The 12,347-nt window shown below is 69.7% G+C and carries 9 protein-coding genes; 4 read left to right on the top strand and 5 right to left on the bottom strand.

Going from position 1 to position 12,347, the window contains the following annotated elements; translation table 11 throughout:
- A partial coding sequence (locus AB0395_RS46375; RefSeq protein WP_366294197.1) for a beta-ketoacyl synthase N-terminal-like domain-containing protein occupies positions 1–5,108 on the bottom strand: 5,108 nt, incomplete at its 3' end.
- Positions 5,109–5,652: 544 nt separating this feature from the next.
- Here AB0395_RS46375 and AB0395_RS46370 point away from each other — a divergent pair.
- The gene (locus tag AB0395_RS46370; protein ID WP_366294195.1) at positions 5,653–5,967 is read left to right on the top strand and encodes a hypothetical protein; all 315 of its coding nucleotides are present in this window, start codon (positions 5,653–5,655) and stop codon (positions 5,965–5,967) included.
- A gap of 76 nt (positions 5,968–6,043) precedes the next feature.
- Here the strand turns inward: AB0395_RS46370 and AB0395_RS46365 are convergent, their stop codons facing one another.
- Positions 6,044–6,487 (bottom strand): hypothetical protein, encoded by a 444-nt coding sequence (locus tag AB0395_RS46365; RefSeq protein WP_366294193.1) that lies wholly within the window; start codon positions 6,485–6,487, stop codon positions 6,044–6,046.
- A gap of 156 nt (positions 6,488–6,643) precedes the next feature.
- On the opposite strand from AB0395_RS46365, the gene AB0395_RS46360 reads away from it, so the two are divergent.
- On the top strand, positions 6,644–6,826 hold the full coding sequence (locus AB0395_RS46360) for a hypothetical protein (protein WP_366294190.1): 183 nt from the start codon (positions 6,644–6,646) through the stop codon (positions 6,824–6,826).
- Positions 6,827–6,906: 80 nt separating this feature from the next.
- Here the strand turns inward: AB0395_RS46360 and AB0395_RS46355 are convergent, their stop codons facing one another.
- From AB0395_RS46355 to AB0395_RS46345, 3 genes are all read right to left on the bottom strand, one after another.
- A complete protein-coding gene (locus AB0395_RS46355; protein WP_366294188.1) occupies positions 6,907–7,533 on the bottom strand; it encodes an FMN reductase in 627 nt (208 codons plus the stop codon).
- Between the two features lie 67 nt (positions 7,534–7,600).
- On the bottom strand, positions 7,601–8,725 hold the full coding sequence (locus AB0395_RS46350; RefSeq protein WP_366294185.1) for an LLM class flavin-dependent oxidoreductase: 1,125 nt from the start codon (positions 8,723–8,725) through the stop codon (positions 7,601–7,603).
- 172 nt (positions 8,726–8,897) lie between these two features.
- Positions 8,898–9,458: a hypothetical protein gene (locus tag AB0395_RS46345; RefSeq protein WP_366294182.1), complete on the bottom strand. Its 561-nt coding sequence runs from the start codon at positions 9,456–9,458 to the stop codon at positions 8,898–8,900.
- 372 nt (positions 9,459–9,830) lie between these two features.
- Between AB0395_RS46345 and AB0395_RS46340 the strand changes: the two genes are divergently transcribed.
- Complete coding sequence (locus tag AB0395_RS46340; RefSeq protein WP_366294179.1) at positions 9,831–11,216, top strand: cytochrome ubiquinol oxidase subunit I; 1,386 nt, start codon at positions 9,831–9,833, stop codon at positions 11,214–11,216.
- A 41-nt stretch (positions 11,217–11,257) separates the two neighbouring features.
- The gene (gene cydB / locus AB0395_RS46335; RefSeq protein WP_366294176.1) at positions 11,258–12,265 is read left to right on the top strand and encodes a cytochrome d ubiquinol oxidase subunit II; all 1,008 of its coding nucleotides are present in this window, start codon (positions 11,258–11,260) and stop codon (positions 12,263–12,265) included.
- The last annotated feature ends 82 nt before the right edge of the window (positions 12,266–12,347 follow it).

Here is a 12,347-nt window from a genome sequence, read left to right as displayed (position 1 = left end):
GTGTAGAGGGTTTGGTTGAGGAGGTGGGTGTGGGCGGGGTTGAGGATGACGTCGTGCAGGGGGTGGGTGGTGTGGTCTTTGAGGTGGTGGTCGAACAGGGCGGTGAGGGTGTCGAAGGTTTCTTTGTAGATGGGGTAGGTGTCGTAGAGTTCGCGGCCCATGCCGGTGCGTTGGCTGCCTTGTCCGGTGAAGAGGTAGGTCAGGTGGGGGGTGGCGGATGGGGTTTCGGTGATGATGCCGGGGCCGGTGTTTCCGGTGGCGAGTTTGCGTAGGCGGTTGGTGAGTTCGTCGGGGGTTTGGCCGAGGATGACGGCGCGGTGTTCGAAGGTGGTGCGGGTGGTGGCCAGGGAGTGGGCCACATCCGACAGGTTGAGGCCGGGGTGGGCCTCTAGGTGGGTTGCCAGTCGTTCGGCTTGGGCGTTGAGCGCGGCGGCCGACCGGCCGGAGACGACCAGCGGCACCACCGGCGTTGCCGTTTCCGGTGACGACGTCCGCTCGGCTCCGGCTTCATCTCCGGTTTCGAGCTCGGTTTCCGGCTCCAGCGCCTCCGGGGCCTGCTCGATGATGACGTGGGCGTTGGTACCGCTGATCCCGAACGACGAGACGCCCGCGCGCCTGACCCGCCCCGTCCGAGGCCACGGGACGCTCTCGGTGAGCAGTGAGATTCCGCCGTTGGCCCAGTCGATGTGCTCGGACAGCCGGTTGGCGTGCAGCGTCCGGGGCAGGATCTCCTGGCGGATGGCCTGCACGATCTTGATGATTCCGGCGACTCCGGCGGCGGCCTGGGCGTGGCCGATGTTGGACTTCAGCGAGCCGAGCCACAGCGGTCGGTCTTCCGCCCTGTTCTGGCCGTAGGTGGCGATGAGGGCCTGGGCTTCGATGGGGTCGCCGAGGGTGGTGCCGGTGCCGTGGGCTTCGACCGCGTCCACGTCGGCGCCGGTCAGTGCGGCGTCCGCCAGTGCCTGCCGGATCACCCGCTGCTGCGAGAGCCCGTTGGGGGCGGTGAGGCCGTTGGAGGCGCCGTCCTGGTTGACGGCGGTGCCGCGGATGACGGCCAGCACCCGATGTCCGTGCCGCCGGGCGTCCGACAACCGCTCAACCAGCAGCAGGCCGGCGCCCTCGGCCCAGCCGGTGCCGTCCGCGGTCCCGGCGAAGGCCTTGCAGCGGCCGTCAGGGGCCAGACCACCCTGCCGGGAGAACTCCGTGAACATCCCCGGGGTGGACATGACGGTCACCCCGCCCGCCAGCGCCAGATCCGACTCCCCTGACCGCAGCGACCGCACCGCCAGGTGCAGCGCGACCAGCGACGACGAGCACGCGGTGTCCACCGTCACCGCGGGCCCCTCGAGCCCCAGGACGTAGGAGATCCGCCCCGACGCGACGCTCGCCGCGGTGCCGGTCAGCGCGTACCCCTCGGCCCCTTCGCCCGTCTCGTACAGGCGCGGACCGTAGTCCTGCGGCGTCATCCCGACGAACACTCCCGTGCGGCTGCCCCGCAACGAGCCCGGCACGATCCCGGCCCGTTCGAAGGCCTCCCACGCCACCTCGAGCAGCAGCCGTTGCTGCGGGTCCATCGCGGCCGCCTCACGGGGGCTGATGCCGAAGAACTCGGCATCGAACCGGTCGGCTTCGTGCAGGAAGCCGCCCTCCTGCGTGATCGAGGTGCCGGGCCGTACCGCGTCCGGGTCGTAGAGCGCGTCCAGGTCCCATCCCCGGTTCGCGGGGAAGGCGCCGATCGCGTCGGTTCCGCTGAGCACCAGCTCCCAGAGCTTCTCCGGGGTGTCGGCCCCTCCCGGCCACCGTCCAGCCATCGAGACCAGCGCGATCGGCTCGTTGTCCGTTGTCGTCTCCCGGCTGTCCGGGAGGGGCGTGGCGGGCTCCGCCGTACGGCCCGCGGACGCGGCCCGCAGGTGCAGGGCGAGAGCGAGCGGGGTCGGGTGGTCGAAGGTGACGGTCGTGGGGAACGTGAGCCCGGTCGCCGCGGACAGGTTGTCGCGCAGCTCGACCGCACCGAGCGAGTCGAGTCCCAGGTCCTTGAACGTACGGTCCGCGCCAACGGCCTGCGGGCTGTCGTGCCCGAGGACTTCGGCGGTCGCGGAGACCACCAGGTCGAGCACCGCCCGCTCCTGCGCCTCCCCGGACAGCCGGGAGAGCAGGGCGGCCAGCGCGCCGACCGGCTCGGAGGTTCCGGCGTCCCCGAGGTGGCCGTCCCGTGCGTCCGCACCATGCCCGTTGGCGGCGGAAACCCCCGTGCCACGCCCGTTGGAGAGGGGAGCGCCCGCGCCATGCCCTTCTCCTGTGCCTTGTCTGTCCGGGACGGGAACACCCTCAACCCGTGTTCCGCGCTCGGGAGTCCCCGCTTCCCTCGTGCCCCCTTCGGCCCCGGCCGCGACGCCGATCCAGTGGCGACGGCGCTGGAAGGCGTAGGTGGGCAGGGGAACGCGTCGCGTGTCAGGGCGCAGCGCCCGCGTCCAGTCGACCGGTGTCCCATGCACGTACAGCTGGGCGAGTGCCCGCAGGAACTGGTCGAGGCCGCCGTTCCCGCGTCGCAGCGTTCCCGTCACCGTGCCGTCAAGCGCGGCGGGGACGTCAGATGCCGCGCTCTCAAGGATCTGCCCGAGCCCGACGGCCAGGATCGGATGCGGGCTCACCTCGACGAACACGTTGTGACCCGCCCCCAGCGCGCTGCGGACCGCCTGGTCGAACTCGACGGTCTGCCTGAGGTTGCGGTACCAGTAGTCCGCGTCCAGCCTGGCGGTGTCGAGCAGGCCGCCGGTGACGCTGGAGTAGAACGCGATGTCCGTGCCGCGCGAGCCGTACCGGGGCAGGAACTCCAGCAGCGAGTCCCGCACCGCCTCCGCGTGGGCGGAGTGCGAGGCGTAGTCGATCTGCACGCGCCGTACCGGGACGTCCTCGGCCTGGTACCGGGCGACGAGCTCGTCCAGCGCGTCCGCGTCGCCGGAGACCACGGTCGCGGAGGGGCCGTTGACGGCGCCGATGTTCAGCCGTCCCTCCCAGCTCGTGAGCACCGGGCGGACCTGCGCGACGGGCAGCGGGATCGACGCCATTCCGCCGCGCCCCGAGATCGCGGCGATCGCCTGGCTGCGTAGCACCACGATCGCGGCGGCGTCCTCCAGGGTCAGCGCCCCGGCCACGTGGGCCGCGGCGATCTCGCCCTGCGAGTGGCCGATCACGGCGTCGGGGCGGACGCCGAACGACTCCCAGAGCCGGGCGAGCGCGACCATGACCGCGAACAACACGGGCTGGACCACGTCGACCCGGTCCAGCGAGGGCACGCCGGGAAGGTCCCGCAGCACGTCGGCGAAAGACCAGTCCACGTGCGGTTCCAGGGCGTCGGCGACGGCCCTCAGGTGCCCGGCGAACACCGGCGACGACTCGGCCAGCTCCCTGCCCATGCCCACCCACTGGCTGCCCTGGCCGGGGAAGACGAACACGGTGCGGCCCGCGGCGCGCACCGAGCCCTGAACGAGGCCCCGGGGGTGCTCGCCCGCGCTGAACGCCCTGAGCCGGTCCCGTAGCTCCCCGCTGTCCGCCCCGAAGAACACCGCCCTGTGGTCGAACACGGTTCGTGCGGTGGCCAGTGAGAACGCGACGTCCGAAAGGTCCCCGTCGAGTGCCGCGGCGCCGTACAGCCTTCCCGCCTGCTCGCGCAGCGCGGCGGGGGTCCTGGCGGACAGGACCAGGGGCACAGGGGACACGGGGGACACAGGGGATGCGCTGGTCGCCCGAGGCCCGGCCTGCGCGTCCGCCTCGGGGCCCGAGGGGACGCGGGAGGGCGGCTCGCCGAGCACGACATGGCAGTTCACGCCTCCGACCCCGAAGGAGCTGACCCCCGCGAGGAGCGGGGCGTCAGGACGTGGCCAGGGGCGCAGCGTCCCGGCCACCCGCAGGTTCAGCGCGTCGAGGTCGATCCGCGGGTTGGGCGTCTCGAAGTTCAGGCTGGGAGCAATCTCGCGGTTGCGGATGCTCAGAACGGTCTTGAGCAGCCCGGCGATGCCTGCGGCCCCCTCAAGGTGGCCGATGTTCGTCTTGACCGAGCCGACGACCAGCGGCTGCCCGGCGGGACGGGAGCCCCCCAGGGCCGCGCCGAGCGCGGCGGCCTCAACGGGATCGCCGACCTTCGTGCCGGTGCCGTGCAGTTCGACGACCTGTACGGCGGCGCCCTCAACCCCGGCGCGGCTCACGGCCAGGCGCACGACCTCCTCCTGGGCCGAGGCGTCCGGCACGGTGAGAGCGCTGGTCGCGCCGTCGTTGTTGACCGCGCTGCCGAGGATGACGGCGTACACGTCATCCCCGTCGGCCAGCGCCCGAGCCAGCGGTTTGAGCACGACGAGGCCGCCGCCCTCGCCCCGCACATAGCCGTTGGCGCGGGCGTCGAAGGTGAAGCAGCGCCCGTCCGGTGAAAGGCCGCCGAACCGGTCCGCGGTCACTGTGCTCTCCGGGACCAGGTTGAGGTTGACCCCACCGGCCAGGGCAACGGCTGACTCGCCCGAGCGGAGGCTCTCGCAGGCCAGGTGCACCGCGACCAGCGCGGACGACTGGGCGGTGTCCACCGTCATGCTGGGACCGCGCAGGCCGAGGAAGTAGGAGATCCGGTTCGCGAGGATCCCACGGGTCAGTCCCGCGAGGGTGTGCCGGGTGACGGCCTCCGCGCCGTGCTGGTACAGGAGGGTGGCATAGTCGGAGGCCATGGCGCCGAGGAACACCCCGCCTCCGGCCCCCGCCAGGTCGGCCGGCGGCAGCCCCGCATCCTCCAGCGCCTCCCAGGCCAGCTCCAGGACGAGCCGTTGCTGGGGGTCCATGGCCGCCGCCTCGCGTGGGGAGACACCGAAGAAGTCGGCGTCGAACCGGTCGACGTGGTCGAGGAATCCACCACGGTGACCCGCGATCCGCGGGTCGGCGAGTAACCGGCTCTCCGACGGCTCGCCGATCGCGTCGCGTCCCGAGCGCAGCAGCTCCCACAGATCCGCCGGGCTCGGCGCGCCGGGCAGCCTGCAGGCGAGCCCGATGACCGCGATCGCCCCCTCGACCGTCCTCTCGCCCGCCCCGTCAGGTCGCGTCGTTTTCCTGGGCTCGTTTCCTGCCATTGTGAATATCCGCCTCTTGTCGTGCCCGGTGCGCTTCGCCGGTCGTCTCCGTCGTATTGCCGGTGCCGTGTGCTCGAATATCGGCCCTGCTTCGCGGTGGGCCGTGATGGCTTCCCGCCTCCGGGAGCCCGGATGCGGGTATAACTGGGAACCATGTGGAACGTTCAGGGACGCCGCGATTAAATGGCGCGTCGACAAGAATGCGAAGAGGTCGCGTGGCCCTCGGAGAACGGTCCTTTCCCCGGGGCGCCTGCCGGCGGGCGGCGGCGTGGTGAGGTCGGAACTCAGCAACAGGCCGGGGCGGCCCGTGGTCCGTCCAGGTGCGGATGCTCGGTTGAAGCTAATTCCCTATTCACATAACCGACAGTCGCATGGAATTCCCCACAAAGTCAAGCGGGATTTGGGGGTATGGCTCTTCCCTGGGATGCCATAAGATTTTCTTTGCCTTCATTCATTAAAAATCGTAATTGGACGTTCCCGGGGAGGAGTGCCTAGCGTTCGAATAAGCATCATCGGTCAAAAGGGAAGGCGCGGGGAGCGGTTCATGGCGGTAGTCGCGGCGTTACCCGGGGAGATCGACCGCGATTCCAGGCGACCGGGCGTCGCCCAGGAATGGGAGGGGCAGATCGACCTCGTCTGTCGCATCGAGATCCGGCACCCGCTGTCCAGGATCCAGGCGCCCACGCCGGTGATCGGCTGTGCCAGGGATGTGCTGGTCCCCGTTCACCACTCGCGCGAGATCCACGCGGCCATTCCGGGCAGCTCCTATGCCGAGCTGGACAGCGGGCACGTCGCGCGCGCCGAGCGGCCTGAGGAGCTCATCAAGCTGATCCGCGACGTCATAGGGCCGGGGAGGTAATCAGCGTGTCTGGCTGATACGACCGTTTCCATGCAGGATGGGGGCGCTGTGATGATGACTCCCCATCATGAGTTGATCACTCCGCAGCTCTGGCGGTCGCGGCGGCGTGCTCGTCGGCGGTCATGCCGCGGTCAGGGAAGCGCTGGTTGAGGTCGTATTGGTCGTCAGCCCACTGCCTGTAGTCCCGCCGGACGGTAAGTTCGTCGGAGCCGGCGATGCGGGCGATATCGGCCCAGGTAACCCCGGCCAGCAGCGCGTGGTGGACGTTGGAGGGATGGCGCACGGTACGCGCGATGCTCTCCGCCAGTGCCGGCAATTCGATGTGTTCGGCCACGGTGAGCGGAGGCCGGTCATCGGCTCCATGCCGGGTGGGGTCATAGATCCCTCGGGCCACCAACTCAATCCGGGCGCGAGCTGATGCGTTCTTGGCGGCTAGCTCGTTGTAGCGCTCCAGTTGCTGACTGACGGGCATGTCGTAGCGAGCGTCGTGCCACGTCGTGCTGTGCTCAGGCATGGTCATGACGACTTCTCCACGGTGGTCGGGTGTTAGCGATCATGCCTCAGGTCTGTGAGACGAATGGCCCAAATGCCGCAGATTGCTAGGACTGCCTCACTATCAACGAGACGGGACAACCGGCTGCGACTTGAGCCTCTGTTCCGCTTCGCTACAAGCGCTATGACTACCGGTACTACGCGATATCAGCAGCCAAGCCCAGACCCTACTTCTGATATCGCGCATCTGGACGACATCGACGTGCCCCTGGCCGCGCGCAGGGGCACGGTCATCGTCCAGTCCGGCAAGGGCGAGGCCTCGCTCCTGCCCGCACCGTCGGCCCCGGCATTGATGATCTACGCGTGATGTCGTTCGGCAACCCGTTGTTCTCCCGGGCCGGAGCCACCGTTTACGGCGACATCACGTGTTGGGATTCGGTGGTCCTGTCAGGGACGCAGGGCCGCGAGCTGCTGCTCGAACGGCACGACCGTCTCGGCCGGTTCGGCGCCCCGGCCGCGCGGCATCAGGTCGGCCAGCTCTCCGGCCGCCCGTGCGATGCGGGCGGCGAGGTCGTCCCTGCCCGAGCCCCCGCCCGAGTCCCCGCCCGTGCCCCAGTCCTCCGAGGCCGCGTAGACGGCGGTGGGCACGACGAGCGCCCGCAGGTAGACGAACATCGGGCGCAGGGCGTGCTCGAGGGCGAGCGAGTGCCGCGCCGTACCGCCGGTCGCCGCGATGAGCACGGGCCTGCCGACGAGCGCGGTGTTGTCGATCACGTCGAAGAACGACTTGAACAACCCGCTGTACGAGGCCGTGAAGATCGGCGTCACGGCGATGACGCCGTCCGCCTCCGTGACGGTCTCGATCGCCTGGCGCAGCGCGGGTGAGGGGAACCCGGTCACCATGTTGTTGGCGATGTCGGTGGCCAGGTCGCGCAGCTCGACCATGCTCACCTCGACCTCGTGCTCCCGTGCCAGCCGCCGCCTGGTCGCCTCGGCCAGCCGGTCGGCCAGCAGGCGCGTCGACGACGGCTGGCTGAGACCGGCCGAGACGACCGCGAGCTTCAGGGGTTCCAACGTTCCTCCTCTGTGATGTCCCGGGGGTGCTTCTCCGGGGACCAGGACGCGGATGTGAGCGGGCGGCTCAGGACGAGGAGCCCGCGGGGACGGACGTCTGCTCGCCCGCCTGGACGGCGGCGTCGCGCCTGGCGACCAGGGCCGCGTGGGTGGGCCCTTCGGGCACCTGGCCGGGCCGCCCCGAGGCGAACTCCCTGCGCAGCACGGGCACGACCTCTTCACCCAGGATGTCGAGCTGCTCCAGCACGGTCTTCAGCGGCAGCCCCGCGTGGTCCATCAGGAACAGCTGGCGCTGGTAGTCGCCGAAGGTCTCCCTGAAGGCCAGGGTCTTGTCGATGACCTCCTGCGGGCTGCCGACCGTGAGCGGGGTCTGGTCGGTGAACTCCTCGAGCGACGGGCCGTGGCCGTAGACGGGCGCATTGTCGAAGTAGGGGCGGAACTCGCGCACCGCGTCCTGGGAGTTGCGGCGCATGAACACCTGGCCGCCGAGCCCGACGACAGCCTGCTCCGCGGTGCCGTGTCCGTAGTGGGCGAAGCGCTCCCGGTACAGCTCGATCAGCCGCTGGAAGTGCTCCTTCGGCCAGAAGATGTTGTTGGCGAAGAAGCCGTCGCCGTAGTAGGCGGCCTGCTCGGCGATCTCGGGGCTGCGGATCGAGCCGTGCCAGACGAACGGAGGCACGCCGTCCAGCGGCCTGGGCGTCGAGGTGAAGGACTGCAGGGGAGTACGGAAGCGGCCCTGCCAGTCCACGACGTCCTCGCGCCACAGTCGGTGCAGCAGCGAGTAGTTCTCGATGGCCAGCGGGATGCCCTGGCGGATGTCCTGGCCGAACCACGGGTAGACCGGGCCGGTGTTGCCGCGGCCCAGCATCAGGTCGACGCGCCCGTCGGCCAGGTGCTGTAGCATCGCGAAGTCCTCGGCGATCTTGACCGGGTCGTTCGTGGTGATCAGGGTCGTGGACGTGGAGAGGATGAGCCGATCCGTCCGCGCCGCGACGTAGCCGAGCATGGTCGTCGGCGACGACGGCACGAAGGGCGGGTTGTGGTGCTCGCCGGTCGCGAAGACGTCGAGCCCGACCTCCTCGGCCTTGAGCGCGATGGTCACCATCGCCTTGATCCGCTCGTGCTCGGTGGGCGTCCTGCCCGTGGTCGGATCGGTGGTGACGTCGCCCACGGTGAAGATTCCGAACTGCATCGTCCTCGTCATCCTTCCTTTCGTTGAAGTTTCAACTATGTGAACACGTCGCGCTTCGGGGCTATTCCCCGCCTTCGTCGTTCTTCGCCGCTTCGAGAGGGAAAGGGTGCGCGGGTCCGGGCTCGCCATCGTGGGCCGGGCCGGGAGAGTTCGCGGGAGTACGGCGGCGCGGTCATCTCCCGAGCGCGAGGCGAAGGCGCGGCCGTCGTCCGTACGTGAGATGACGACGCGACCGTCTCCCGTACACGAGGTGGCGGAACGATCGTCTCCCGCTTTCGGGGCGAGGGCGGGTCAGGTGCCCGTAGACCAGGGCGGTCGTCAGCCCGTAGGCCAGGTGCGGGACGAGGTCGGAGACCCACGAGGCCGCGTCCCAGCGGCGCGGGTCGGTCACTCCGAGCGCGGCGAGAGGGATGTCGCCCGCGGCCATCGCGGCGAAGGACAGCCCCAGGGCGGCCACCGGCAGCGGGGGACGCCGCTCGCCGGGGAGCAGGCCGTACAGGGCGCCGACGCCGAGACCCGCGGCGTATCCCAGGAGCGCGCCCAGCCCTGCGCGCCTGCTGTCGCCCACGTCTCCGGGGCCGAGGTCGACCCCGGCCCTGCTGGCCAGCTCGTCGGCGGCCTCGGCGGGCACGTCGCTCGCGGGGCGGCCGCGTACGACCATGTCCAGGTAGCCGACGGCGTCCAGTGCGGTGGTTCCCGCCGCCGCGGCGGCGACTCCGGCTTTGAGGTTCATTCGCGTTCCCCCGAACCTGTGTGCGCGAACCGGCCCGTTCCGGCTCCGGGCACGCGGAGTGGTCTGCCACCGGACTGCCTGTGCCGGCCGGTCTCCCACGCCGGGCCCCTGACCGGCGACCCCATGGATATGCCCGCGAAGGGTGGGGCCGTACCTCGCAGGCGGGTGTCATTGGGTTGATGTGTCATCTTGGCGTGCCCGGTTTTGGAGTGATATCAACCTGCTGGTTTGGGTGGCCGGGGAGATCGACGAGCCGAGTGTGATGACGTTTGGGACGAAAGTCCTTTCCTAGGGGGCCCGCAGGCCCTACGGCGGGTCTCCTGCGTTCCGAGACGCTTACAGTGACACCACCTGTGAGACGGAGCACCACCCATGGACGTCTTGGACCTGTCACGCTGGCAGTTCGGGATAACGACGGTCTACCACTTCTTCTTCGTCCCGCTGACGATCGGCCTGTCCGCCATCGTCGCGGGCCTGCAGACCGCGTGGTACCGCACGGGAAACCCCGCCTACCTCCGGCTGACGAAGTTCTGGGGAAAGCTTTTCCTGATCAACTTCGCGATGGGAGTGGTAACCGGCATCGTGCAGGAGTTCCAGTTCGGGATGAACTGGAGTGAGTACTCCCGTTTCGTAGGTGACGTGTTCGGTGCCCCGCTGGCGATGGAGGGCCTCGTCGCCTTCTTCCTCGAGTCCACTTTCCTCGGTCTGTGGATCTTCGGGTGGGACAGGCTGTCGCCCCGGCTGCACCTGGCGGCGATCTGGGCGGCGGCGATCGGCAGCACCCTGTCCGCCTACTTCATCCTGGCGGCCAACTCGTGGATGCAGCACCCGGTCGGCTACCGTCTCAACCCGAAGACCGGTCGTGCCGAGCTCACCGACATCTGGGCGGTGCTCACCAACTCCACGAACCTGGTCACCTTCCCGCACGTCATCTTCGGCGCGTTCGTCGCCGCGGGGATGTTCGTCCTCGGCGTGAGCGCCTGGCAGCTCCTCAGGAAGAAACACGTCGAGCTGTTCCGCACCTCCGCCCGGGTCGGGATGATCGTCACCCTGGCCGCCGCGGCGGGCGTCGTGGTCAGCGGCCACCTGCAGGCGCAGATCATGACCAAGCAGCAGCCGATGAAGATGGCCGCGGCCGAGGCGCTGTGGGACGACGAGACCTCCGCCGGTTTCTCGATCTTCGCCGTCGGCGACGTCCAGAACGGCCGCAACCACATCAACATCCAGATCCCGTACGGCCTCAGCCTGCTGGCGACCGACACCCTGCACGGCCGCGTCGAGGGCATCAACGACATCCAGGCCCGCTACGAGATCCAGTACGGCCCCGGCGACTACCGCCCCATCATCGGCCTGACCTACTGGTCCTTCCGCCTGATGATCGGTTTCGGCGTGCTCGCCGGACTGATCGCCCTGGCCGGCCTGTGGTTCACCCGCCGCCGCAAGCTGCCGGACAACCCGTGGTTCTATCGGATCGCCATCCTGGGCATCGGCCTGCCGCTCCTCGCCAACTCGCTGGGGTGGATCTTCACGGAGATGGGCCGGCAACCGTGGACCGTCTTCGGCAAGATGCGCACCGCGGCGTCGGTCTCACCCGGCGTCAGTGTCACCGAGGCCGCGATCACCCTGGGCGGGTTCACCCTGCTCTACGGGGTGCTCGCGATCATCGAGATCGGGCTGCTGGTGAAGTTCATCCGGCTCGGCCCGGAGGACGAGGCGGGGCCGGAGAGCGCCGAGGCCCGCCCGGCGCTCTCCTACTGACCTGAAGATCACTTCTGAAGTTCCTCACTAAGGACCGTTCAATGGAACTCACGACCGTCTGGTTCCTGCTCATCGCCGTACTGTGGACCGGCTACTTCGTCCTGGAGGGATTCGACTTCGGCGTCGGCGTCCTGCTGCCCCTTCTCGGCCGGGAGGAGGACGACCGCAGGACGATCCTGGCCACGATCGGGCCGGTCTGGGACGGTAACGAGGTCTGGCTGCTCGTCGCGGGAGGCGCGACCTTCGCCGCCTTCCCCGAGTGGTACGCCACCCTGTTCTCCGGCTTCTACCTGCCGCTCTTCCTCATTCTGGTCGCGCTGATCCTGCGCGGTGTCGCCATCGAGTACCGGAACAAGAGCGACAGCTCGCGCGGCTGGGACCGCGCCATGTTCGTCGGGTCACTGCTGCCCGCCTTCCTGTGGGGCGTGGCGTTCGCCAACATCGTCAGGGGCGTCCCGCTGGACGCCGACCACGAGTACACCGGCTCGCTGCTCACCCTGCTCAACCCGTACGCGTTGCTGGGCGGCCTGGCCACGCTCGCCCTCTTCACCCTGCACGGCGCGCTGTTTCTGACCCTGCGCACCACCGATGACCTGCGGGCCCGCTCGGCCGCCCTCGCCAAGAGACTGGCCGTCGGCGCGCTCGCCGTGGGCGGCGTCTTCCTCGTGATCACCCAGCTCACCGTGGGCAAGCCCGCCACCTGGGCCGGTGTCGCGGTGGCGGCCCTGGGAATCGCGCTCTCCCTCCTGATGACCCTGCGCGGCCGGGACGGCTGGGCGTTCACGGCCAGCGCGGTGGCGATCGTCGCGGTCACCGCCACCCTGTTCGGCAGCCTGTGGCCCGACGTGATGCCCGCGCTGGACCCGGCCAACAGCCTGAACGTGCACAACGCCGCCTCGACGCCCTACACGCTCACGGTGATGACCTGGGTCGCAGTGATCTTCACCCCTGTCGTCCTGGCCTACCAGGGCTGGACCTACTGGGTGTTCCGCCGCCGTCTCACCGGCGGCCCGAAGCCCGCCACGAGCACGGCGGCGAACCCGTCGTGACACCCTGAGACGCGGGGGGGGGGGGGGGGGGGCGGCCGGCGGGGCCCCCCCCCCCCCGCCGCCCCCCGGCGTGACCCAGCAC

Source organism: Streptosporangium sp. NPDC051023, assembly GCF_040689595.1.
Lineage (GTDB): Bacteria > Actinomycetota > Actinomycetes > Streptosporangiales > Streptosporangiaceae > Streptosporangium.
Note: the sequence above shows the minus strand (reverse complement) of the source record. Positions and strands in the feature narration are given on the sequence as shown.